Raw genomic sequence first — 25,615 nt, forward strand, 5'->3', positions numbered from 1 at the left:
AAATTATATCAGAAGATTCAGCACTTTTTTATTTACATAACTCTACATTTCATCATTAAAAACACCTATCAAATGAGGAATTTGATAGGCGTCCTTATAACTTTATCCTTTTATTTTCACTCCATATTCTGAAAGCCAAATGTGAACTTGGATAAGGTGGGCAATTAACTGTGTCCCTGTCATTAACTGACCGAAATACGGCCGTTTAAAGGAGGCACCCTTCGTTTCAACTAGCTGCTGCAACGCATTTCGATCAAAAAATTCAAATAATGGAGAATCGCCGTCATTAATGATTTTCTCTAAGCCTTCCGTTACTAACCTTGTGTATACAGGATGGTGCGTTTTCGGATAAGGGCTCTTCTTTCGATATAGAACTTCGTTTGGTAATACCCCTTCTAGTGCTTTTCGTAAAATTCCTTTTTCTCTTCCTCCATGCATTTTCATGTCCCAAGGTATATTCCATACGTATTCAACGAGACGATGATCTGCGAATGGTACTCGGACCTCTAAGCTTGCTGACATACTCATACGGTCCTTTCTATCTAATAGGGTGGTCATAAACCAAATCATATTAATATAAAATAGCTCGCGACGCTTTTTGTCAATACCTTCTTCTCCATCAAGGTGCGGAACTTCTTCTAGCGTTTCCCGATACCGTTGTTCCACATAATCCGTTAGCTGTAATCGGTCCTTCCAAGTAGGCTTTAGCATTCCTTGACGTTCAGTTACAGAACTCATCCATGGAAAAGTAGGTTGATTCATCATACTTTCATCATGAAACCAAGGGTAGCCACCGAAAATTTCATCCGCACATTCCCCAGAAAGTCCCACCGTTACATCCGTTTTTATTTGTTCACAAAACCATAATAGAGATGAATCAATATCAGCCATGCCAGGTAGATCTCGCGCTAATGTTGCCCCTCTTAAATAATCAAATAAATCTTCATTTGTAATAACACACGGATGATGCTCTGTTTGAAAAGCTTTACGCATTTTTTCAATCCATGGCCCATCTGAGTTAGGCTGAAACTTGCTTGCTTCAAAATATTGCTCATTCTCATCGTAGTCAATAGAGTATGTTTTTAATGTCCCTCTATTTTCTTTTTCGAAGTAATTTGATGCCACAGCTGTAATGGCACTGGAATCTACTCCTCCTGATAAGAATGTACAAACTGGTACATCCGCAACAAGCTGTCGTTGAACAGTATCAATGAACAAGGTTCTTACCATTTCTGCGGTCTCCTCGAGAGAGTCCGTGTGCGGTTTACTTTTTACTTGCCAGTATCTTCTTTTTTCTACTCCGCCCTTACATATACGCATCCAATGAGCTGGGCGAAGCTCTTCCATTCCTTCATATATTCCATGACCTGGTGTTCGTGAAGGACTTAAACCAAATACTTCTTGTAATCCACCCTCACCAATTTCCGCTTTCACTTCAGGGTGTTCTAAAATTGCTTTCATTTCTGAACCAAAGAGCATTCCTTCCCCATGCTTATAAATAAACAGCGGTTTTACCCCTAATCGATCTCGAACTAAAAATACGTGCTCTTTTTCCTCATCCCAAATGGCAAAGGCATAAATACCATTTAATTTATCTACACACTGCTCCCGCCAATGAATGTATGCTACTAGTAAAACCTCTGTATCAGAATGAGACTCAAATGTATACCCTTGTTGTAAAAGCTCTTGTCTAATATCCTCCGTATTATATAGCTCACCATTGTAGCAGATTGTAAATGTATGCCCTTCATGCTTCCGAACCATTGGCTGAGCTCCACCTGACGGATCCACCACAATTAGTCGTGTATGTCCAAAGGATACATTTTCGCCCATCCAACTATTCGTCTTATCTGGACCTCTACGATTTAACGTTTTTGCCATTTTCTCAATCGTCTCGTGTTCATTTTTTAAAGGGCGATGGAAGTCCACCCAACCAGTGATTCCACACATAAAAAATGATCCCTCATTTCAAAAATAGATTAGTCATGTATTTCACTTTTTACTATGCTATTCAATAGCCCATGTCCAATGTGCCTCTGGTAGCGTTTACAATTATAGAATCACAAAAATAATTTCTTTTCCTCTTTATCCATTACTTTTAAACTGCAGTCGCTGTCTGTTACACTCGATCTATTTTTGTGTAATGGAAATCCCAATTCCTAGATGTATTTTGCCAAGAAAAAAAAGGCTACCCCTCTATAAGTCATTATTTAAATGACCTTTAGGATAGCCTCTTTTTTAATAACTTTTCAAATTTTTTCAAAATACCTATTAGGAAAAAATCTTTTTTCTTCGATGAAATAGATAGAATGATACACCAGTTAAGAAAGTGATAATACCAATGAAAAGGTAATTAAATGAGTTTGTTGCAGTAGACGGAAGAATGACATTTTCTTCGTCAGGGTCGAATTCAAATGTATCACTATCAATTATTATTGGAGGAATATATTGTCCTCCCCCAACCTGAGTATCTTGTGAATCATCTGAAATAAACTCTTCTACAAAATATAAGAATTCAACCTCCACTTCTAGTCCTTGATATTCATTTCCTAGGTGGGAAGGAAACTTCACTAGCATATTGAGCACTTCCTCATGCAATGTTCTAAGAAGTCTCGATTCTATACCGTTAAATTCTTCTAAACTACCTTCAAATAAAAGACCATTAGCATCATTTATTTCTAGTGTTAGACCGTTGAACAGCTTTTCTGATCCACTAGTTAGTTCTACTTCCATATTATAAACAAAATCTTGTTCTCCTCTATTTTGAATAGTTAACTCTCTTTGCGCCCAATCCCCTGGCTTCATATTCGAAACAGAAAATAAAATACTATCTGGAGTTGTGGAAATTGAAATAGGTTCATCATCTGCAAAAGTATTTTTACTATATTGTACACTCAAGAAAAATAAAAGAAATACTGCTAAACCACTGCCTAAAACAAATATTAATCTAATTTTGTTTTGCATATTATCACCTTCTGTGGATTATTTCACCATCTTTTTTATTTATAAATGTTTAGACAGCTCTTTTAGCTCTTCTTCCCTCTCTAATCTTTTCAGTGCTTTTTTATCACTTTCTAATTGGCTAACTCCTTGCCAAATCGTAATTCCTGCATATAGTAATAGGATTAACCCTGGGACAATTAACAAAAGTGCGCTACCTTCTCTAGATTGAGCAAAGCTTGCTAAATACCCTGCATAAGGAATTGTAAATCCCGAATATTCCGCTACAATATTATCAGATAAAACCAAATCTCTGTCCGCTGCAGCATTATTATCACCCTTTGTTTCATACATGACATTGTCGCCACTATGAATAACATCCACGACTCTATGTGTAATTAAAATGTCACGTTCTTGCATGAAGGTAATGACATCACCTTCTTGAAACCTTGTCATATCTCCTCCAGGCTTTACTGCGATGATTGATCCTGTTTTAAATTCAGGCTCCATGGATCCAGATAGGACCGTCTTTATTTGATATCCAAACAGTTCAGGCTCACCACCAGAAGCTTGTGTAGTGATAACGACAAAAGCCATGAATATGAGAGAAACATATAGAGTAAAACTTATTAATCCACCTGCTATTTTTCTTACTACTTTCCAATGCTTCATCGATTATTCACCCTCCTGTTCCTTTTCTTGTTTTTCCTTTTTCTCTTCCTGTTTATCCTGTTCTGAATGTTCATTATCTTCATCTACAATTTCAACCTGCTTATCTTCATGTTTCTTATTTTCTTTCTTTTCAGCCTTCTCTTCTAATTCTTGATCAGCTTCTGTCTCTTTATTTTCCTCTTTCTTATTCTGTTCTTCTTGCTTTTCATCTATCATTTGTTCATCATCTCTAGATTCTGAAGAAGTATCTACCTCTTCCTCTTTTTGTTCTTTACTTTCTGATGAATCATTCTGAGACTGTTCGATGTCTTCTTCAACCTCTATTGAATCAATCGTTTCAATACTACAAGTTACGTATACCTTTTCACTCCAAATTTCTGTTCTATTATCATAATCATGATTGTACCCTTTACGTTGATACACCTTAAATTGGTAAATTCCATCTTCTTCAACTTCTAACATTAATTCTGTTACAGCCCCTTCATCAAGAGGATCAAATTCACCACTGTGTATGATCGTACCGTTTTGTTGAGGGTCTCCATCTTCAACAAAATATACTTCATATTCCGTTTCACCTGTCATGTCTGCTCCAACATTTTTTAATAAAGTGATAATAATAGGATTACATTCGTTAATTTGCTGGTCATCTTCATTGATAAAGTCTAAATTACTTTTATCCCACCAATACTCAGCTGAAGAAATAATTGTTTTTGTTTCTGAGTAATTACTATAATATGCTTCTGTTCCGGAGGTTAATAACGACATGGATACTACTAGTGCATACCAAATGATTAATAATTTGGTGCAGATAACTAACTTGCTGTACTTTCTTCGATACATTTTGAATCGTGAACTTCTCACCATTCATTCCTCCTCTATGTATACACCCCATAAATGGTTATATTTATTTACTTTCTATCATAAATGTACAAAAAATTTTGTGTATTTATGATAAAAAATAAATAGGTGGAAAGGTGAGTAAAACTCACCTTTCCTTTTAAAACTAATTTATCTTTCTTCACCATCAGTTTGGAATCCTTCAAACGTCCAAGTAAGATCTAAATTTAAACCTTGAAGCTCATTTTGTCTTTCACCAGTATCATTGAATCGGAACTGAACATCGAAGTCAGCTGTGTCACCAGCAGCAATACCAGTTACTTCTTCAGGAATATCTTCATATTGAGGCGGTCCAACCCATCCAATAATTGGAAGCCAGATTACACCTGGTTGTGTCATAACAGTTTCAATATCAATTTTTGTAGCTAAGTCTTCTGGTGTTAAATTAGCTAAATCATATAAAGATACTTCAAATAACACTTCGTAATCTTCATCACCAGTTGTGTTATTCAAAAACTGTACATAAAGCTGTTCAGCATATGCATCAGCAAGTCCAGGTACTACTACGTCTCCATCTTCATCTCTTACTGTGTATTCTGTGTTAAGGTCTACATATTTAATGTCTAAAGAACCATTATTTTGAAGTTCAAAGCTTCTTGGCATCCAATCACCGGGTTTAATGTTTTCCATTGGAACTTGGACAGTTGGATCTACTTCTAAGTCAATTGTCCCTGAAGCAAATGTGTTCGTTTGTACAGCTTGATCACTAAAATAGGCGAATGTTCCTCCTCCAATTAACGCTAATCCTAATGTGGCTGACATAATTCCCATTCCAAGTTTCTTCTTAATACTCAAAATAATTCCTCCCTTTCACCCTTAACGGGTATGTATTTTATGTGAACCTTTGCTACTGCAAAGATATCAACCAAAAAGAATCTAATGGAGCAAATATCCTTGTTGTATTTTTAAAATTTGTTAGGTCTTTTAAAAAATTCCAATGTTTTCAAATCTTTATAAAGAACAAAACAAAGGTATTTATTCGTTTTATCGAACTAACAAGTTCAGTATAAGAAAAATAAAACATGATGAAAACCTTCATTTTTTCGTTAAATTCCATATTAAGAACAAAAATACTCTAAATATCTTCAAATACCTTATGATATCTTAGAATTTCACTTTTTATTCTCTATAAAGAATTCACTTTCAGGCCCTTCCTGTTCTTTTAAACGAACAAAAAAATGATTGATCAAACATTTGTTTGATAGTATGCAAATGAAAATAACACCTTTATATACCAAAAAAACAGGACATTCATGAAGAATGTCCTGTTTTTCGTGTATTCTGTTTTACATTTTACTCTTAACGTACTCAAGTAACTTATCACAGCCATCAGCTACTAAATCATATACTTCATCAAAATCTCCAGTAAAATACGGATCAGGCACATCCTGGATCCCTTTGGAAGGTGTAAAATCTAATAAACGTAAAATCTCACCTGTATTCGTTGCCATTCCTTTTAATTTATTTAAATTCCCTAAATTTGAAGCATCCATTGCAATAATATAATCATACTCTGTTAAATCTTTTGACTCCACTTGTCTCGCAATAATCCCTTCATGTCTCACATTATTTTCCTCTAAAATAGCTAATGTACCTTCATGGGGGCGATTGCCTATATGCCAACTTCCAGTACCAGCGGAATCAACTATAATTTCATTTTCTAAACCAGCCTCTTTTACTTTTTGACGAAAAATTGCTTCCGCCATTGGAGACCGACATATATTCCCTAAACATACGAACAAAACTTTAATCACACAACTTCTCCCCTTTAAACACTTTCTCATTTTTCACATTTATTATAGCCTATGATACAACGAAATTAACACAAAAAATAGCTTATTATACGAATATAAGTTGTGTACTGCCTCAATAATTATACTGAGTTCTGTACTTATCTTGTATGCCAAGTGAATACACGACCTTCTTTCTTGTCTCTATCCCATTTAATGGATACGCCTGAGTCCTCCCCCTTCGTTGTAAAACATAACTTTTTATCCAGCTAACATGTTATTCACAAACGTTTCAAATATATTTTCTTGTATATAATACGTTCCATCATATAGCCAGTAGTCGTTTTCATATATAATAATCATCCGATTTAGATCGTTATCTAGTTTAATTTCAATTTTATCCATTTCCTTCAAAATCTCAATATTATTCCCGTTTACCTGTTCGCTTTCAAAATCGAAAAGCCTTAAGAGGGAATCATTCCGATAATTCCAGTTATCCATTATCACTTCGTTATCATACTCGGGAAGTGTTACGCTTAGTTCATATGAGTCGAAGATCCCTCTCCGTTCAAACATGTCTCGATAATTTGCTTGGAGTAATTCGTATACTGCACTATCTATTTGAAAGCTTTTTGAAAGGAATCCGTCCATCCAAATCCATATTTCCTTATCCTCATATAACTCAATATTTAGGATAGAATCTACTAAAATACTGGCACCTGGGTATGGAAAGCCATAAAACTGAGAATCATGTTCCTCTGCTAATGAAAAAGACTCCTCAAGAAGCTCTCTCTCCTCATTAGTCAGTTCAACTTCCTGATCATGATCTGAAAAACGAAGAACATAATCATTTCCGTGTAGCTGCATAGTCTTTAGATCGTCTAAGGTAGCAAAGGTTAATGACAATAAGTCGGTATAAGTTTGCTCTCCAATTACCTCATAGTAGTAGTCATCTATCATGATTATATTCACACTCTCATACAGCTTATAGATCGAATCATTATAATGAAATTCTATAATTGGATCTTCTTGAACTCCTTCAATCGTTGCTACTTCTATCATTAATTGTTCATTTGTTAATATATCTTTTAGATCTTCGTTCATATTCCCTTCAAAGGTCATGACATTACCTATCGTTGCTATGATCTTTTCCTCTTGTTTACTATTATCTTCTAGCCAATCAATCATGTTAAAGCGAATATTTGAAAGCATTCCTTCGAAAATCACTTCATTATTCAACATAATTTTTACTTCCTCATCACTAATCTGGAGCAACTCTGGATTCCATAAAATATTCATTCCAACACCATGAGCAATTAACTTTTTCATACTTTCTTCCTTTATCTTTTCATTTTGTTCATTAACCTCCTCCATGTCCCCTTCTAAATAAATAATCGTTTGCTCCTCATTTCTTTCAACATAGTTAAAAGAAAGCATAGACAAATTGACCATTAGCTCCTGGTCACCATCAGGGGCTCTATGCTCAGAGAAAAAGGCATCGAACAATTCCTCTTCACTTTCATGTACATGTATTTCCTGTGCTAGAAATATACTTTTATCTGTTGTGACAGGAAAGAAAAAACGGTTTGATTGAATCTGACGGTTTTCTAAATGAAAATCTTCCCCAGAATGGTAAAAGGGAACTCCGTCACCATAGGCGGTGTAATGATCTGCTTGCCAACGAAAGTTTGCAGCAAAAGCATCTACACTAAACACCCCCATTCTTACACCTGTAGAACCTCTAAATTCAAGTAATCCTTCTTCATAAAAGTCTAATTGAAGATGATCATCTATTACACGAAAGTCTTCCATATGGAGACCCGACCATGCAGTTCTTAATCCATAGGTGAAAATAAATTCCTGATTCATCTCTTCTGTTGCATTAAAATTAATCTGCTGTACCACATCTATGTTAACATTTGGAACGCTTCCTTGAATTAAATACCGATACCTTTCATCCGTTAGTCCTATGGAATAATATTCATTCGTTTCATCATACGTACCATTATAAGTAAGGAAATGATCGTTTTTTTCAGGGAGATTCTCATCAATTTCTTCACGTTCTCGATCTAAAATAGGAAGGGAATTTTCTGGTGATAAGCTTCTTTCCTCTTGCGTAATTAAAGAGTAGCCTACGAAAACAAACATAAGAAATAAGGCAATACTAGCTGCGTATAAATAAGAGACCTTTCCTTTTTTCTTACTCCCTATGTCATGGATATCATTCATGACTTTCGAATGCACATGGTGCTGACGTTCATTTTTCCACACGATGTCATTGTCTAATTTCTTTATGTCATGATCTTTTAGCTGTCTTTGAAATGGCTTCATTTGAATTCCCCCCTTTATTTAGCTCCTTCTCTAAAGCTACCATTGCTCTCGATAATGTGGACTTCACTTTACTCTCTGACCAATTTAAGATTTCACCAGCTTCACGAGTGGAGAATTCTTTCATTTTCCTTAAAATAATAATCTTACGATAAGAGTATTTAAGATTACTAATGGCATCATATAATTCCTTTGATTCTTCCTTTATTTCAACAATGTCTTCAGGTAAAGGATTTTTATCTACTGAGTACGAACCAAAAAAATCTTTAAATAATACAATCGGTTTGTTCCTTCTTAAATAATCTACCGTTACGTTATGAGCTACTGAAAAGAGCCACGTCTTCGGTGTTGATGTCCCTTTAAATGACTCATAGTGCTTATACGCCTTCACAAAGGTTTCTTGGGTTAAATCCTCCGCTTGCTGGTAGTCTCGAACTATTAGTAAAATAAATTTTAATATGGCATCACTATGTGTAAAATACCAATCGGAAATCTCCTCTTTTTTTCTATCATGAGACATGTCGGGCATCACCATCCCCCCTCTTCTAGGACGTATTCTATATTGAGACGCAATGTGCTTAGTGTTCGTCGCAGTTTTCTTTAAACTTTTTGTGTAGGGTATTACTACTATTTCTCGTATGGGTGTTACCACCCCTTCCAAACTGCAGACCTTTTTTCCAAAGAATCTTCACACTCGAAAATAAGAAAAGCGCAAGGCGCCCCAATTACGCCTAAGTATAGCCTACGTCCTGTAGGCAACGGCGTAATATCCACATCCTGTCTCATCACCGATATGCAAATGTTCTGGCCGATAAAAAGTGCGATCTTATATTTTTAATCCGGGCAGGTTATTTGACCTCGAGCCGATAGCGCCTCAATTTAACCTAAGAACGCCCACGTCCTGTGGGCAAAGGTTAAATCATCGACATCCTGTCTCCTAGACAACGTTAGAAAAAAATTTATAAATTACCTTTGCACAAAAAAACATGATTTCCCGAAGAAAATCATGTTTTTCCCTACATCAATCTATCTTTACCTTGTAATGAAGAAGTAAGATTATTTTAAAGCGGCTGTAAGTGAAGCACAGTCTTTTAAAAGATGACCATAGTTACTTTGAATATCTTTAATAATTTCATCTAAAGATGAAAATTGTTCACCTACTTGATACTTTTTTACACTTGTTAATGAATCATCCATGCATCCAGTTAAAATTTGTACCACTTCTTCTGGGTCACATTCGATTGTTTCTACATTCTTTCCTTCACAGTGACAATCTACATTATCAAATCGTTCATAAACAACAACAACATCGTCCCCTGTTTCTTCGATCATCAATTCTCTCGTCTCTACTAAGTCTTTAACGATCATGACAAACGCTCCTTCTTAGTAATAAATTATTTTGTGAAATTAATCACGTAATTTACTAATTACAGCACTAACTATACACCTTCTCAAGACTTTTTTGACACCTGAATTGTGACTATTGTTTTACAGTTATCCGTAGCAAAAATCCTGAAAAACCTTTTATTTCTTTCTCACTTGTTTCACCGTCACTTTTCAGATAAAATAGAACATGTGTTCTCAAAAAGATACTGACATGTGTAGAAATAACGTGAGGTGACATATCAATGAATCGTGATCGCGGAGTTATAAAATGGACTTCCATGATGCTTCCTGAGCACGTCCAACAATTAAAGGAAATGGCTAAAAAGCACGAAAAAAAATCAACTCCACATTTTGATGGACAACAGCTCGAAGAATGGAGCAGACTTTTAGCAAAAGCATATCATCATGAAATGATTTTATCCGTAACAACCATTAAGGATGGAATCGAGGAGAATGTTGAAGGATTTGTGCACCGAATCGATCAACTACACCGAACGATTACCCTTTTAAATCTAGCTCATGAAAAAACAACCCTTTCCCTTCATGACATTACGGAAATCAATGTAGCATCAGAATTTGAGTATGACGAATAGGAGCTCCTAAATAAGGGGGCTCCTCCTTTTATTACTTTTTCATTTTTTTCACCACAAATGATGACTAATTATTTCTTATGTCCTCCTACGAGAGTATTGCGGTGTCTTGCTGTTCCTCCTTCTGCATAGGAGACTGCTCGCAATATGGCATTAGTCCCATATTTGTTACGAATATTATCCATGACATAGCCTAGCTCTCGTTGCTTTGGACGACTTTCATCAAACAAATTTAGCTGCATGGATTCATCACTATAAATGTTTGCAAGTGCTACAGAAATACGGCGAACAACGTTTCCATCATAATATTTATCAAAAATCTCCATGGAAGCTCTATAAATTTCCATCGTAATATTGGTAGGCTCTACCATCGTTAACTGACGGGAAAAGCCCCCGTGGCTAGCATTCTTACTATATCCAATTCCCAAACACACTGTTTGTCCTACCTTATGAGCTTTTCGCGTTCGTGCCGCAACCTCCTCACACATTTCTAAAATGACCCGTTTAATTTTTACTGGATCATGATAATCCTCAAATAAAATTTGACTCTTTCCATAGCTAATTTGACCGCTTAATATAGGTGCACCTACCTCAGAAAAATCAATACCCCATGCGTGATAATAGAGCTGATTTCCCATGATGCCAAAGGCTTTTTCTAAGCTTTTTAATGGATAGCGTGCTAGGTGTCCAATTGTAAATATTCCCATACGGTGAAGTCGTTTCTCCACCTGTGAACCAATTCCCCACATTTTTTGTAATGGCATAATGGGCCAAAGTTTCCTTTCCACATCATCATAAGTCCATTTGGCAATTCCTGAGCTCCTAGTTTTTGCTTCAATATCAAGACATACCTTTGACATCAACATGTTAGGTCCTATACCAATAGCACAGGAAAGGCCAAAGCGATTACGCAAATCTCTTTGGATTTTTTTCGCCAAATCCCACTCCGTTCCCCATAACCTTTCTGTTCCACGAATATCTAAAAAACTTTCATCTACACTGTACGTATGAATTGCTTCCAGTGGGACGTACTGATGAAACAGCTCTGTTACTTGAACAGATACAGATAGATAAGTAGCCATGGTTGCATTTACTAAATGGATTCTTGAGTCATCAGGAACTTCAAAAAGACGATTCCCTGTTTTTATACCAAAATCTTTTTTTAATGCTGGAGTTGCTGCAAGAATTACACTCCCTTGACGATTTCGATCTCCCACAACCGCCAAATGACACCTTAAAGGGTCTAGTCCTAAGGAGACCGCTGCACAACTAGCGTAAAAACTTTTCATATCAATGCACAAAATGGTACGCTTCGGTAAAGAATCGTAGGATAATTCCATATTCCCGCCCCCAAAAAAGAACATACGTTCTATTTATGTAGGCTTATTATATGAAAAATATAGTCTTTGATCAACTGGAAATTAACTCCTTTTCAAATTGACTGAAAATAAGTATTGGGTCAGGAGTGGAATGCAGCAGGATCATTGGCGCCTTCTATGTGCCTGCAAATTTGCTTTTTTCTTCCTATGTTCCTGTAAAAGCTGTTTATCCTATTGCAGGAACAATGGCCGACTCTTTCTTTCATCTACCATGAAAATACGCGGTATAAAAGTTCAACGAAGTATAGACAAAAATGCTTATTTTCATCCCACATGGGGCAAGTTTCACTTCGCTTGCATAGAGGTCTATGTTAAAAGATACTTAGATAGCGTTTAAAATGAAACTTAATTTTGAAAGCGATCTAGCTTGGAAAAAAACTTTTTAAGGAAATCATAAAAAAGCTTCTCTGTAGGAAGAAGCTGGCGTTCACTAGGAGTAATTACACCAACTGTTCTCGTCACATTCGGTTCAATAATTGGAATTTTAACTGTAGAACGAGGTAAGTTATCTACTAGTGTCATTTCCGGCATAAGAGCAATACCTAAACCAGCAGAAACTAAACCTTTCAAAGCATCGATATCATCTCCCTCAAATGATACTTGTGGCTTAAAACCTACCCTACTACATGCATTTACGACTATATCTCTAAAGACAAACCCCTCTGGTAGCAAGATAAAGGAATCATCCTTTAATTCACTTAATCTAATTGAATGGCGGTCCGATAAGGGATGATTGAGAGGTAATAAAGCAACCACATTTTCCGTGAATAAGATGCTACAATTTACTTTTTTCCTCTCCTTAGGAACAGGACCTATAAGTGCCATATTATAATCCCCTCTGATGACTCGATCAATTAAATCATAATAAAGAGATTGTTTAAGCTGAAATTTTGCATGAGGGTATTGTTCTCTAAATGCCGAAATTGCAGTTGGCAACGTATATGCTGCCATACTAATAGGAAAAGCAATTCGGACCGTCCCCCTCTCTGGATCTAAATATTCCTCCACTTCACGTTTCGCATCATCAATCACATTCATGGCCTGCTTCATCCGTTCCAAAAAAATACGTCCCATGGGAGTCAACCTTACACTACGACCTTCTCGAATAAACAAATCAACCCCTAGTTCCGACTCTAAATTATAGATTTGCCTACTAACTGCAGACTGAGCTACATGAAGTGCATCTGCAGCTTCAGTCACATGTTCACGCTTTGCAACCTCCATAAAGTACTTAATTTGCCTTAGTTCCATCTGCTACCTCCTAAATCAATCTCATTTCGGCATTATTACTATCTATTTTTTATATTGTTTAGATCATTAAATAATTATAAAATACAACATAGGACAAAATCTAACAATAGGACGTAACATTTGTAAATTTGAAAGGGGAAATTTGATGCCGATAGTAAAAGAAGTAAATACAACAGAAACACAATTTGCAAGAGATTATGTTAATGAGGTTTTTGAAACTGTCAAAAAACGTAATCAAAACGAAAATGAATTTTTACAAGCGGTGAAGGAAGTATTTGAATCCTTAATTCCTATTCTTGCAAAAGAACCTCAATATATTAGTCAAGGAATTCTTGAAAGAATTGTTGAACCGGAAAGAATCATTTCTTTTAGAGTACCATGGGTAGATGATAAAGGTAACGTAAAAGTTAACAGAGGATTCAGAGTCCAGTATAACAGTGCAATTGGTCCTTACAAAGGGGGACTAAGATTCCATCCATCTGTTAATGCAAGTATCATTAAGTTTCTAGGCTTCGAACAAATCTTTAAAAATGCCTTAACAGGTCAGCCTATTGGTGGAGGAAAAGGTGGATCTGATTTCGATCCAAAAGGGAAATCTGACGGAGAAATTATGCGTTTTACCCAAAGCTTTATGACAGAGCTTTGTAATTATATTGGTCCAGATAAGGATGTTCCTGCTGGGGACATTGGTGTAGGTAGTCGAGAAATTGGCTATATGTTCGGCCAATACAAAAGACTTCGTGGTGGATATGAAGCTGGTGTTTTAACAGGAAAAGGTGTCGGATACGGTGGAAGCCTCGTTCGTACGGAGGCAACTGGGTACGGGACTGTTTACTTTGTAGAAGAAATGTTGAAGGATAAAGGTCGTAGCTTTAAGGACAGCACTGTGGTCGTGTCTGGTTCTGGAAATGTATCTATTTATGCTATGGAAAAAGCTATGGAGCTAGGTGCTAAAGTAGTAGCATGTAGTGACTCTAGTGGATATATTTACGACGAAAAGGGTATTAATTTAGAAACTGTCAAGCAACTGAAGGAAGTGGAGAGAAAACGAATTAAGGAATACGTTGAGATTCATCCACATGCAAAGTACGTGGAGGAATTCTCTGGTATTTGGTCTATTCCTTGTGATATTGCTCTACCGTGTGCAACACAAAATGAAATTGATGAAAATTCAGCAAAAACGCTTGTTTCAAATGGTGTAGTAGCTGTTGGTGAAGGTGCAAATATGCCGTCAACATTAGAAGCTATCTCCGTATTCCAAGAAAATAACGTTCTTTTTGGACCGGCAAAAGCAGCTAACGCAGGTGGTGTATCTGTTTCTGCTTTAGAAATGGCTCAAAATAGTGCAAGATTATCTTGGAGCTTTGAAGAGGTTGATGCGAAGCTTAAAGATATTATGAAAAATATCTATAAAGAAAGTATGGAAGCTGCTGAAAATTATAATGCACCTGGTAACCTCGTTCTTGGGGCTAACATTGCTGGCTTTAAAAAGGTAGCAGATGCAATGATATCTCAAGGTGTTGTTTAAAATAACATCATAAATAATAAATTTCTTTCGTAGAAAGCCCCCCATATAAGGAGAAGTCTTTAATCTTACCAATTAAAGACTTCTCCTCTTTTTTTTAAAGGAATTTATAAATTTTTTTCTAACATTGTCTGGGAGACAGGATGTTGATATTACGCCGTTGCCTACAGGACGTAGGCTGTACTTAGGCGGAATTGGGGTACCTTGCGCTTTTCTTAATTCGTTATTTTTTTCGAAGCTGGTTCCCTGCTATTTTTTCTACTAGACTTGGAAATACTTGATAAAATTTCGTCCCAACATTCATCCAAGCTGGTAAATTAAGTTCCCTCTTTGGTTTTTCAATTAGATTCACTGTTTTTTTGGCAACTTCTTCTGCAGTAATCATGAATCTTGCTACACTTTTCTTATAGTCTCCTGTACGATCTGCCAAGTCAAAAAATTGCGTCTTAACTGGTCCAGGATTTACAACACTTACATAAATGCTTTCTTCCTGCATCTCCATTCGTAAACTATTTGCATAGCCTAAAACAGCATGCTTAGTAGCTGAATAGGCACTGGATTTTGGTGTTGCCAGTTTACCTGCCTGAGAAGCTACAAATATTATGTGTCCTTTTTTTCTGTTCATCATAGATGGTAATACTGCCTGTGTACATCCTATTGCCCCAAAAACATTTACATTGAACATTAATTTCACATCTCCTAAGGAAGATTCGTGAGCAGGTTCGAAAACTCCAAAGCCGGCATTATTAATTAGGACGTCAATAGGGCCATTTTCTTTTTCTACTTTTGCAAACACGCCCTTTACCGATTCTTCCTCTGCAACATCCACCCTATATACAATCGGTTTTACGTCCGTTTCCTTCTCAATTTGATCAGCAAGATCCACTAGCTTATCATACGATCGAGCTAGCATAATGGGGGTACCGCCCCTCTTCGCAACTTCATAAGAAAGCTGTTCCCCTATTCCACTTGATGCTCCAGTTATAACCACGTTTAATCCTTGCAATTTATTCATTACACACTTTCCTCTCTATTTCACTATTCATATCTATTGTTTATTATAACGAATGGGGGTAAACTGGTCGAAGATAAAAATTTTTATTTAATAAAGTATTGACAGATGCGATGAACACTTTCATAATTAGGGACATTTAATACCACTATAGATTGGAATCATTTCTTTTATATAGACTGAAAATGCTATTTTATAAACAATAACCAAATTTCAAATAGAAAGGTAGGCCATCACTACATGAAACAACTACAAATAAGCTTTATCGGTGCCGGAGCTATGGCAGAAGCATTAATTAGCGGGTGGTTGAAAAATAACCACTTAACAGGGGAACAAATTACTGTCACGAATCGTTCAAATGATCGTAGACTTAATGAACTAAAAGAATTTTATGGAATACAAACAACAAGATCCGAAAAGGAACTTATTAAGGAAGATACATTTATTATTCTTGCATGTAAGCCAAAGGATTGGAAAAGTGCTATTCAACCGTATTTATCCTCCTTTACAAAGAATACTCCAATTATTTCTGTTATGGCAGGAGTGTCTACAGATGCTATTGAAAAAGAAGTGGAGAAAGAAAAGATTCCTGTCATCCGAACGATGCCTAATACCTCCGCATCTGTTGGAGCATCTATGACTACAATTGCCTTTGGAAAAGAAGTAAGTTCTGAAATAGCTAAGAAAGTTGAAGGACTTTTTCAAGGAGTAGGTGAAACAGCAGTTATTGCAGAACATCAAATGGACGCTGCAACTGCTCTAACAGGAAGTGGACCTGCTTACATTTATTATTTAATGGAGGCTATGGAAATGGCAGCTGAAAACATGGGAATTGAACCAGCCTTAGCCAAAAAGCTCGTTTCTCAAACATTATTGGGAGCAAGTATACGAGTACAAGACAGTGATCAACAGCCAGCTCAACTATATAAACAGATCATGAGCCCAGGTGGAACAACGGAAGCTGGGTTTCAAGTTCTAGAAGCAAATAATGTACAACAATCCCTTATCTCCTGTATATTAAGAGCCTGGGAACGTTCTTTTGAGCTAGGAGAACTTAAGGATTTAAAGAACCCTCAAGAGTTAATGAATTATAATAAACGTTAATAATTTATTGAATTTTCAGAATTCACACCTGAGTATAATAATCATACCTTTTCATTCTAGTAAGAATAGGCTATAATTAAACCATTATTTGATAGTGTTTTCTTACTTAATTAATACTACTCTTAACCTTTTCCACCTAATTTAGGAGGTATGAATATGAAAAAAAGCCAATACGACGTCATTATCGTCGGAGGTGGCTTAGCCGGGTTATCAGCTGCTGCTTATCTTTCGCATAGCGGGAAAAAAGTTGCAGTTATAGAACGAGGTAAGCTCGGTGGTCGTGCTATGACCATCAACATGAAAGGGTTCCAATTCAATTTTGGGGCACACGCTATTTACGGTAGAGACAAATCTTATTTAGCATTAATGGAGAAAGAATTAAACCTAAAGCTTTATTGGTCAGAATTCACACAGATGAAAGCCAAATATGACTTAGGGGAAGAAGTTTCTGTTGTCCCTTCAAATATTGGCGGCCTCTTGCAAACAAAGCTTTTAAAGGGTATGGATAAATTTCGTTTTGCATACCACGTTTTATTTACCATGCTTGGTTTTGAAAAAGGAGACCCTACCTTATCTATACAACAGTGGCTCGATCGAAAAAAAGTGAGTCCAGCTGTAAAGGAAATGATGTTAAACCTAGCATCCTCTAACTTTTTTACAGGTGAACCAGAGAGCATCCCTTCAGATGTTTTTTTTGGGTATTATAAACGTCTTTTTAAAACGAATATTCCAGTCAGCTATATTCAGGGTGGCTGGAGAAAACTCATCGACGAATTTGTCCGTGTAATAGAACAAAATAATGGTGAAATTATTACTAAAACGAAAGTGACTGGTATTACTACAGAGAAATCGACCGTAACAAAAATACACACCAGTAAACATACATTCGTTGCAGATGATTTTATTTTTGCCATACCACCAGATGAGTTGAAGGTTTTATTTAACAGTACGCCACTACAATCTGATTTAGAAAGTTATAATTCTTATGAACCAACTTACGTCATGTTTTACGATGTTGGCTTAAAAAGAAGAATTGAATCACCATACACATATATTTTCGATAAAGACCGACAAATATTTATATCAGACATATCCTATTATGATATGGAAGCTGCTCCTCCAGGAGGCCAGTTGCTCCAAGCAGTAGCTTATCTAAAAGCAAATGAAGTGGACAGTACTCAATCACATGAACACATAAAGAATAGGATTGAAGACTTTTATGATAAACACTTTGATGGATGGCGAAAGGAATTAGTCGTTCCTCGTGTATCAAAGGTAGCTGTTGTTCAAGCAATTAAATGGACAATGAACCAGCGAGGATTACCAACATCCTTCCCCGGAATCAAGAATGCTTATTTTGCTGGAGATTGGTGTCAAGGAACTGGACAGCTTTCAGAACTCTCCTTTTCAAGTGCATACAATGTTTGTCAGCAAATATTAAAAAAACAAGCAGAGCAACAAGGCGCTTAAGATCTTATATCAGATATTCACCACTATTTACCATTCCCCTTCTCCTGGAATAAGTTGGAGAGGGGGATTTATTTATTCTTACTTAACTTTTTAGTAGAATAATAGAGGAGTAAAGAAAAGTTCACAGAATGACAAAAATCGATTTTATATCTTTATTTAATTAGGAAATGCTGAAATAGTGGAGGCACGTAATATGACAAAAGATACGAATATACCTTCTTGGAAAAAGAAGCTTCAACTCATAGTAAATCATCGATACTTCTCACGAATTATTATATTTTTAATTATGTTTAATGCTGTTATCGTTGGTTTAGAAACCTACCCTTCCATATATGAAGGGAATTCTATGCTTTTCTTCAGAATTGATGTGACTCTTTTATGGATTTTCTCCATTGAGATATTACTACGTCTTTTTGCATCCCCAAATATAAAGGATTTTTTTAAAAGTAGTTGGAACTGGTTTGATATTCTAATCGTATCAGCTGGGCATATCTTTGCTGGAGCACACTTTGTTACTGTCCTTAGAATATTACGGGTACTCCGTGTTTTCCGGGCCATATCAGTCATCCCATCCTTAAGACGTCTTGTAGATGCCTTATTAATGACCATACCAGCATTAGGCAATATTATGCTTCTAATGAGTATTATTTTCTATATTTTTGCTGTCACAGGAACAATGCTCTTCCGTGAAGTAGCACCTGAATACTTTGGATCATTAGAGCTATCATTACTTACTCTTTTTCAGGTTGTTACATTAGAATCATGGGCCAGTGAGGTTATGCGACCTATTTTTGAACAACTACCATGGTCTTGGGTATATTTTGTAGCATTTGTACTCGTAGGAACATTTGTTATTTTCAACTTATTTATTGGAGTCATTGTTAATAATGTAGAGAAAACAGAATCTGCAGACGAAGAGGAAGAAAATACCCATAAGGAAGTTGTAGAATTACGCCAAGAAGTACGTGAATTAAAAGCATTGATAGAAAATCAGTTCAATCAAAAAGATACGTGACTTTACTTTGCTCCACACCAGTAAAGTTTTAGAAAATATTGATTATTAGAAATAATCCCTTGTCAGATTATCTTACAAGTTTTATCATCCTAAAAAAAAATCGTGATATAGTATTACTAATCACAAAATATTTGTAAGAAGGAAGGGATTTCCTTTGTCAACATATAAAGAAAAAAAAGTTATTAGTATTGGGATCACAAGTGAATTAACAGGCTTATCTGAACGTCAAATTCGTTACTATGAAGAACGAAAGTTAGTTTTTCCAGAACGGAGTAAGGGTGGCACAAGGAAGTATTCCTTCCATGACGTTGAAAGATTAGTGGAAATTGCCAACAAAATTGAAGATGGTATGCAAACATTTGAAATCCGTCGCGAGGAAATGAAGCAAGCGGATATTAGAGAAAAAATGCTACGCGGTCAGTTAAATGCTGCCTTTAGAATGCGGAAATAAGAATTATTAAGTAGGTAGATTTTATTGTTGTGTAAGCAATGCTATTAAAAATTCATACATCCTTAAGGTAAAAAGTAGCTAAGAAAAGTTTTTTCTTGGCTACTTTTCTGTTTTTCTAGACTTTCCTTATTACTTCATTACAAAAATATCGTCATTGGTAAGTCTACACTGCTCTTCTATCTAAAAAAAATTAGATCAATTTACTCATTAGTCCTTTATTATAAGACATACTAAAAATACACCAACTACAGATGGAGGTATATACATGTTTGTCTTATTTAAAAAGTTACCTATTGTAAATACTATTACAAGGAACAGATGCTTTCACCCTTCTATAAATATTCTTCTTATTGCTCTGTTGTTTTTTTATCTACTAATTGTTTATTGCATTCCCTCCATTACTTTTGCTGAAGAAATAGAGAAGGAAGGGAAAGCAGCAATTATTATTGATGATTTTGGGGGAAATACAGGGGGAGTCAAGAAATTCTTTGAGGCAGATATTCCAATTACGGTTGCAATCATGCCTTTTTTAGATGGATCTACCGAACAAGCAAATTTAGCTAATACCCTTGGTCTAGAGGTAATGATTCACCTTCCTCTTGAACCTAAGAAAGGAAAGAAGTCGTGGTTAGGTCCTTTACCAATAACATCAGATTTAGATACACAGGAAGTAAAAAGACGTGTAAGAAAAGCGATTGAGGACGTTCCAAATGCAAAAGGATTAAATAATCATATGGGTTCTAAAATTGTAGGAAATGAACGAATTGTTCGAGCAATATTGGAAGTAGCGAAGGAACATAACTTATATGTCATTGATAGTGGCACCAGTGGTGATTCGGTTCTTCCGACAATTGCAAAGGAGCTAGACATACCTTTTGCCGTAAGAGACTCCTTTTTAGACGATAGCTTCTCTTCTAGAGATCATGTATATAAGCAAATGCTCCACTTATGTAATATAGCCAAAAGTCGTGGCTCTGCAATTGCTATTGGTCATGTAGGTGTTAAAGGAATAGATACCTTTCATGGAATTAATGATGCATTACCCCATTTTGAAGAGAAAAATGTTTCCATTGTTCCAGTTTCACACCTTCTAAAGACAAAAATTGAGAAAAAGCCTGGATCCTTTTGGCAAGAAGGAGTTAATGAAGATACACCATAGTGAAACATCAAGATAATACTTTGCTAGTCTAAAAAGCTTATTTCTCTACCTGTGCAAGTGTTTCTCTAAAGCTTCATCAGTAGTGACAACTCGTAGTGGATTCGTGAAGCATAATCTTGTCGCTGGAGTCGCCGCCTTCCACTGCTTAACCGTTTATATTTTCAGGGTAGACCGCCGATGCAAGTGAAGATTTGCACCATGGGAGATGAAAATATTTCTATCTAGCGGCTTCATTCTCACCGCATACTCGTTTTTCCACCGTTTGTGGGAACAAAAGCGGCTTCATTCTTCCCGCATTTTTGATTTTCCACCATTTGTGGGAACAAAAGCGGCTTCATTCTTCCTGCATTTTTGATTTTCCATTATTTGCGGAAACAATATCGAGTCTTCTTTCGTATTTTCAGGGTAGACCTCTCATGCAAGTGGAATTTGAATAATAGGTTTTTCTACTTATCCGGTTTAATTTTCCCTAGTTCAAGCTCTCTCATTCTCCCTCATTCTCCCGGATTGAACCGGTTACTTTTGTACCTGCTTCAACTGTACCTGCTTCATTTCCCCCTAGTTCAATCTCCTTCATTCTCTCTCATTCTCCCTCATACTCCTCTTCTATTTCTTTTCACAATGTTAATCTGAAAACACATGATTAATTCCTTCCTTTATCATATAAGGCAATCTTTCAAAGGAAAAACTAAGATTTAAACGTTCCGTCCAGCTGTGTGCATCCTTTCCTAGTGGTCCAAAATTAATTACGGGAGCATTTAATTGCTTCATTGCTTCAAAAGGCAATTCATATGTTTGCTGCCAAACGGGCATATTGCTAATTAGAGAGATAAATGAAGATGTTTCCTCATGCAAAGAAGTATAGCTTAAATCTGATAAGCCTGGAAAGTACTGAAGGCTTTGGAGGTGTATGTCAAACTCGTCGTTGGCTACCTTTATTAACGATTTTGTTAAATGATCCACTACTTTATTGTCTACGGATGAAACCGGAGGATAAAAGGGTGGTGCATAAAACAATATAATCATCGGTCCTAACTCTTTACACACAGCCGCTATTTCGCGAATAGCTTGAAAAGACAATTCTCGATCATCTCCTGAACTATGAGTGTTAATAGCTGATGATAGGAGGTTTTCCACCTCAGTCTCTCCTAGTTTTTTCACAGCCACCTCCATAAGCTCTTGAAAAGTCATAACCGAAATAGCTAGCTCCTTTGGTTCATGGTGATCAGAAAATGATATTTCCCTTTCTCTGTAAGCCTTAGCTACGTTTTTGGCAGCATTTTTTGCTAAATCAACTAATTCCTCCGTTATGTCCTCTACACTTTTTTTCATCGTCATTATGTTATAGATAGCAACAGCTTCATGAGGAATTTGGACAGAATATCCCTCTTTTAAATCCTTTTGTAAAAGAGTACTAGGAGGTGGTGTTTTTTCTTCCCCTATTTTTTCTGAAAAAGTAGGGTTTAGTTCGAGCTCTTTAGTAATATAAGAGGCCATGAAATTTCCGTTCAATCCAGAAAAAGGCTGTGCTACATGGGTTTCTTTTCCAAAACAATAAAAGCCAGGCATAATTTTCCCAAGTGATCCTTGGTAAATATAAAGCTGTTCATCTCCAGGATATTTCCCGAACATAGGCTCTGTATTCCAAATAACATTATATTGTAGGTTGTACTTATTTGCCAATTCCACTAATATAGGAACCGCAGACCTCATACCTACCGAATCAACTTCTTCATCTGGTACAGCGAGAAATAATATATTCCCATCAAATTCTTCTTTCGTAGCTGCTTCAATTATAGACATAGACACAGCAACTCCTGCTTTCATGTCCATTACACCACGTCCAAACAACCAGTCATCTATATTAAAATCTAAATCATTTTGGACAGATATTGGTAGTTCTTTCTTTTGTTTTATCATTTGTTTTGTTAATTCCTTAGGGCGAAATGCTAAATGTTTTAATTGCCCGTAATCGTCAATATCCACTATATCTAAGTGCCCTATTAAAATGACTGTTTTCTTCGTTACTGTTTTCGATTTCACCAGGGCTGAGACAAATTTTCTTCCGTCATCCGTAAAGTATGTTTGCAAGAAATCTTTATTTTTTTGAAAATAAAGAAGGGATTGAAGCTCCTTTTCTACAAATTCCATAATCTCTATTTCTTCACTGGAACCTGTAACACTCCCAAATTCTACAAGGGCAGTCGTAAGATCTTTTAAACCATCCTTCGTTTGCCATTTATCCATGCATACCAACCTCCACCATGCCTTTTCTCTTTGCTTTTAAAACCTTCGATAAATGAGTGTAGATATCCTTTATTGAAGATTATGAAGAAAAATTATTGGTGTGGTTTATTAATTAATTTATGTAAGTTTTCTAAAAGGAAGAACAACTGCGGGCTCCTGTTGTATGAACGTTTCGATTATTCGGTATCCTTCTTGTTTTCGTTTTTCGAAGGTTTTTTGAGTTATTGGCCTTTTTCTACCCCATTGTAAGGATGACACATCGTCCCAGGATTCCGTCGTTATCATTTCTTGCTTGAAATAATAGCAATTTCCTGATGGATATTGTTCACAAATATACTTTACTGTTTGCTTACTATGCATAATCCTCACCTCAACCTTAGTATGGGTGAAGTTTAAAAAACATAAACAATGGACAAACACTGTTTTTAAGGAAATGACATAAAAATATTATTGTAAGCGCTTTCAGAGTCCATTGACATTTTTTCAAGTTCGAACTACCATAGTAAGTGGAGAGAAATTGTATTGGATAAAATTATTATTTTTTGGTAACCCAATCTTACAAAAGAAAGTGTGCATGCCTATGCAAAAACTTGATGACATGAACATTTTAGACAGTTCCATTATGAATTTTATTATTTCTGTGGAGAAGGTCGCACATGTCCAGCCAAACAACAACATTGAACATGCTTTATTGATTTTAATTAAGTCAGGTTATACAGCTATTCCTGTATTGGATACTAGCTTTAGACTTCATGGATTAATTAGTAAAGCTCAAATTCTTGATTCTATTTTAGGAATTGAAAAAATTGAACCAGAACGTTTACAGAAAACATTGGTATCAGATGTAATGACTTCCGATATTGCCCGTGTAAAAGATACAGAACGGTTTGAAAAGGTACTATCATTCTCTATTAATCATCCATTTATATGTGTAGAAAGTAATGAAGGATCCTTTCTTGGTATTATTACACGTAGTAAACTATTAGCCTATTTAAATGGCTTTTTACATGGAAACAAAAGGAAAATGTAACAGTATAAAAAGGTTCACTTGTCGTTTCTTTTAATATAAAGTGGACCTTTTTGTGTTGTACGAAAAGATAAAGGAGGAATTGTATTGAGCTTTCGTTTTCAAAAACGAGTAAGAGTTGCTCCTGGTGTCCGATTAAATTTTAGTAAACGTAGGGTAAGTTCCTCTATCGGCCGTCGTGGTGCAACTGTAACAGTTGGTCGTAGAGGAATTTATGGTAATACGGGTGTTCCAGGAAGTGGTCTATCTTATCGCACACGATTAGATAAGGCTAGTTCCAATAGAAAATCAGCTACTTCATCAAAACAAACAGGAAGAACTCAACATTCTAAGGGACAACAATCTCTTACTATAGACTGGAATAGTAACGAGAACGATTTCATCTTTTTTACAGAAGACGGAAGACCACTGTCTGCACTAGAAGAAAAAGAAGTCCGTAGAACCTATAAAAATGATTTAGGAAAAATGTATCATGATAAAGCTAGGGAAATAAATATTCAAACTGAACGTTTGTTGGATTTACATCATCAGTTATTTTCTGCTGAAGATAACTTATACGAACTAGCAGAAGAATCTGTTACATCCAATGTACCTGAACCATCTAGTAAACAGATTTATAATGAAACTTATACCATGAATAAAAACAAATTAAATATCATTCAAAAAGTTAAATTATTTCTTCCATCCCCAAAAAAAGCATTCGTTAAAGAAGTCGAAACCCTCTCTAATAACATATATACGAAAGAATTAAGAAATTTTGAACGAGAACAGACAGCCATTTCGGATGAAAAACTTTATCGTAAAGAATTAGTAAAAAAAACACTAGAAGGTGATACGGCTGCCATGGAGGATTGGGTTAGTCTATTTTTAGATGAACTTGACTTTCCAATAGAAACGGATGTGGACTTTAACATTACAACAAGTGATGAAATATATATAGATATTGACCTACCGACTATAGACGAAATCCCTTTAAACAAGGCAAAAATCTTAAAAACTGGCCGTTTAAAGGTAGAAACAAAAACACAACGGGAACAAAGAGAAAACTACGCCATTCTAGTTGGAGGAACAGCACTTAATTTAGCCAGCTTCTTCTTTAAATATTTGCCAACAATTAAACGAACAGTCGTATCAGGTTACAACCAAATAAAGGACGATTCTACTGGCTATGATGTAGACCAATACATCTACAGTATTATTTTAGAAAGGGACAAGCTCTTTTCTATGAATATGGAACACGTCCACCCAATAAAAGCTTTCGAGCATTTTAACCCACGTATAAATACAACGAAGACATATATTTTTAAAGAAATTACTCCATATGAACCAAAAGAAAAATAGTGCAGCTTAAAACCTGCACTATTTTTCTTTTCTCTGACATGTATGGGCGATAGACCTATGAGATTCGATGTGTAAATAGTAGAAAGTCGTC

23 protein-coding genes are annotated in these 25,615 nt (G+C 35.8%); 9 read left to right on the forward strand and 14 right to left on the reverse strand.

Translation table 11 applies throughout. The features are described from left to right. Positions 1-102: 102 nt before the first annotated feature. The 9 genes from asnB to QA612_RS09360 form a co-directional block, all read right to left on the reverse strand. Entirely contained in the window at positions 103-1,950 is a 1,848-nt protein-coding gene (gene asnB, locus QA612_RS09320) for an asparagine synthase (glutamine-hydrolyzing) (protein WP_278283520.1), read from the reverse strand. 321 nt (positions 1,951-2,271) lie between these two features. Continuing rightward, positions 2,272-2,964 (reverse strand): TasA family protein, encoded by a 693-nt coding sequence (locus QA612_RS09325; RefSeq protein WP_278283521.1) that lies wholly within the window; start codon positions 2,962-2,964, stop codon positions 2,272-2,274. 39 nt (positions 2,965-3,003) lie between these two features. Continuing rightward, on the reverse strand, positions 3,004-3,612 hold the full coding sequence (gene sipW / locus QA612_RS09330; protein WP_278283522.1) for a signal peptidase I SipW: 609 nt from the start codon (positions 3,610-3,612) through the stop codon (positions 3,004-3,006). 3 nt (positions 3,613-3,615) lie between these two features. Next, a complete protein-coding gene (gene tapA, locus QA612_RS09335) occupies positions 3,616-4,476 on the reverse strand; it encodes an amyloid fiber anchoring/assembly protein TapA (protein ID WP_278283523.1) in 861 nt (286 codons plus the stop codon). Between the two features lie 144 nt (positions 4,477-4,620). Further along, a complete protein-coding gene (locus QA612_RS09340; RefSeq protein ID WP_278283524.1) occupies positions 4,621-5,304 on the reverse strand; it encodes a TasA family protein in 684 nt (227 codons plus the stop codon). 491 nt (positions 5,305-5,795) lie between these two features. Then, positions 5,796-6,263, reverse strand: a complete 468-nt coding sequence (locus QA612_RS09345; protein WP_278283525.1) for a low molecular weight protein-tyrosine-phosphatase — start codon at positions 6,261-6,263, stop codon at positions 5,796-5,798. A 237-nt stretch (positions 6,264-6,500) separates the two neighbouring features. Next, a complete protein-coding gene (locus QA612_RS09350; RefSeq protein WP_278283526.1) occupies positions 6,501-8,570 on the reverse strand; it encodes a hypothetical protein in 2,070 nt (689 codons plus the stop codon). Then, on the reverse strand, positions 8,536-9,096 hold the full coding sequence (locus QA612_RS09355) for an RNA polymerase sigma factor (protein WP_347568866.1): 561 nt from the start codon (positions 9,094-9,096) through the stop codon (positions 8,536-8,538). Before QA612_RS09355 ends, QA612_RS09350 begins: the two co-directional genes overlap by 35 nt. Positions 9,097-9,623: 527 nt before the next feature. Further along, the gene (locus QA612_RS09360) at positions 9,624-9,935 is read right to left on the reverse strand and encodes a hypothetical protein (protein ID WP_278283527.1); all 312 of its coding nucleotides are present in this window, start codon (positions 9,933-9,935) and stop codon (positions 9,624-9,626) included. Positions 9,936-10,195: 260 nt separating this feature from the next. Here QA612_RS09360 and QA612_RS09365 point away from each other — a divergent pair, with 260 nt between their 5' ends. Next, positions 10,196-10,546, forward strand: a complete 351-nt coding sequence (locus QA612_RS09365; protein WP_278283528.1) for a YolD-like family protein — start codon at positions 10,196-10,198, stop codon at positions 10,544-10,546. 68 nt (positions 10,547-10,614) lie between these two features. On the opposite strand, the gene QA612_RS09370 is transcribed toward QA612_RS09365, so the two are convergent. Then, positions 10,615-11,883 (reverse strand): Y-family DNA polymerase, encoded by a 1,269-nt coding sequence (locus QA612_RS09370; RefSeq protein ID WP_278283529.1) that lies wholly within the window; start codon positions 11,881-11,883, stop codon positions 10,615-10,617. Between the two features lie 384 nt (positions 11,884-12,267). Continuing rightward, complete coding sequence (gene gltC, locus QA612_RS09375; RefSeq protein WP_278283530.1) at positions 12,268-13,173, reverse strand: glutamate biosynthesis transcriptional regulator GltC; 906 nt, start codon at positions 13,171-13,173, stop codon at positions 12,268-12,270. 145 nt (positions 13,174-13,318) lie between these two features. Here gltC and gdhA point away from each other — a divergent pair, with 145 nt between their 5' ends. Beyond that, a complete protein-coding gene (gdhA, locus tag QA612_RS09380; RefSeq protein ID WP_278283531.1) occupies positions 13,319-14,701 on the forward strand; it encodes an NADP-specific glutamate dehydrogenase in 1,383 nt (460 codons plus the stop codon). Positions 14,702-14,921: 220 nt separating this feature from the next. On the opposite strand, the gene QA612_RS09385 is transcribed toward gdhA, so the two are convergent. Next, positions 14,922-15,713 carry an SDR family NAD(P)-dependent oxidoreductase gene (locus tag QA612_RS09385; RefSeq protein ID WP_278283532.1) on the reverse strand — a complete coding sequence of 264 codons (792 nt, stop codon included), beginning with the start codon at positions 15,711-15,713 and terminating at the stop codon, positions 14,922-14,924. A gap of 237 nt (positions 15,714-15,950) precedes the next feature. Between QA612_RS09385 and proC the strand changes: the two genes are divergently transcribed. From proC to QA612_RS09410, 5 genes are all read left to right on the forward strand, one after another. Next, positions 15,951-16,814: a pyrroline-5-carboxylate reductase gene (gene proC / locus QA612_RS09390; RefSeq protein WP_278283533.1), complete on the forward strand. Its 864-nt coding sequence runs from the start codon at positions 15,951-15,953 to the stop codon at positions 16,812-16,814. Positions 16,815-16,970: 156 nt separating this feature from the next. Continuing rightward, the gene (locus QA612_RS09395) at positions 16,971-18,284 is read left to right on the forward strand and encodes a phytoene desaturase family protein (protein ID WP_278283534.1); all 1,314 of its coding nucleotides are present in this window, start codon (positions 16,971-16,973) and stop codon (positions 18,282-18,284) included. A gap of 193 nt (positions 18,285-18,477) precedes the next feature. Continuing rightward, a complete protein-coding gene (locus QA612_RS09400; protein WP_278283535.1) occupies positions 18,478-19,299 on the forward strand; it encodes an ion transporter in 822 nt (273 codons plus the stop codon). A gap of 154 nt (positions 19,300-19,453) precedes the next feature. Next, positions 19,454-19,750, forward strand: a complete 297-nt coding sequence (locus QA612_RS09405) for a MerR family transcriptional regulator (RefSeq protein WP_278283536.1) — start codon at positions 19,454-19,456, stop codon at positions 19,748-19,750. A 265-nt stretch (positions 19,751-20,015) separates the two neighbouring features. Then, complete coding sequence (locus QA612_RS09410) at positions 20,016-20,909, forward strand: divergent polysaccharide deacetylase family protein (RefSeq protein ID WP_278283537.1); 894 nt, start codon at positions 20,016-20,018, stop codon at positions 20,907-20,909. A gap of 624 nt (positions 20,910-21,533) precedes the next feature. Here the strand turns inward: QA612_RS09410 and QA612_RS09415 are convergent. Both QA612_RS09415 and QA612_RS09420 read right to left on the reverse strand, forming a co-directional pair. Then, on the reverse strand, positions 21,534-23,156 hold the full coding sequence (locus tag QA612_RS09415; RefSeq protein ID WP_278283538.1) for a M20/M25/M40 family metallo-hydrolase: 1,623 nt from the start codon (positions 23,154-23,156) through the stop codon (positions 21,534-21,536). A 117-nt stretch (positions 23,157-23,273) separates the two neighbouring features. After that, the gene (locus QA612_RS09420) at positions 23,274-23,516 is read right to left on the reverse strand and encodes a hypothetical protein (RefSeq protein ID WP_278283539.1); all 243 of its coding nucleotides are present in this window, start codon (positions 23,514-23,516) and stop codon (positions 23,274-23,276) included. A gap of 220 nt (positions 23,517-23,736) precedes the next feature. Here QA612_RS09420 and cbpB point away from each other — a divergent pair, with 220 nt between their 5' ends. Then, positions 23,737-24,186 carry a cyclic-di-AMP-binding protein CbpB gene (gene cbpB / locus QA612_RS09425; protein ID WP_278283540.1) on the forward strand — a complete coding sequence of 150 codons (450 nt, stop codon included), beginning with the start codon at positions 23,737-23,739 and terminating at the stop codon, positions 24,184-24,186. An 84-nt stretch (positions 24,187-24,270) separates the two neighbouring features. Continuing rightward, positions 24,271-25,524 carry a DUF4236 domain-containing protein gene (locus QA612_RS09430; RefSeq protein WP_278283541.1) on the forward strand — a complete coding sequence of 418 codons (1,254 nt, stop codon included), beginning with the start codon at positions 24,271-24,273 and terminating at the stop codon, positions 25,522-25,524. The last annotated feature ends 91 nt before the right edge of the window (positions 25,525-25,615 follow it).

Source organism: Evansella sp. AB-P1 (genome assembly GCF_029688925.1).
Taxonomy (GTDB): Bacteria; Bacillota; Bacilli; order Bacillales; family Salisediminibacteriaceae; genus Evansella.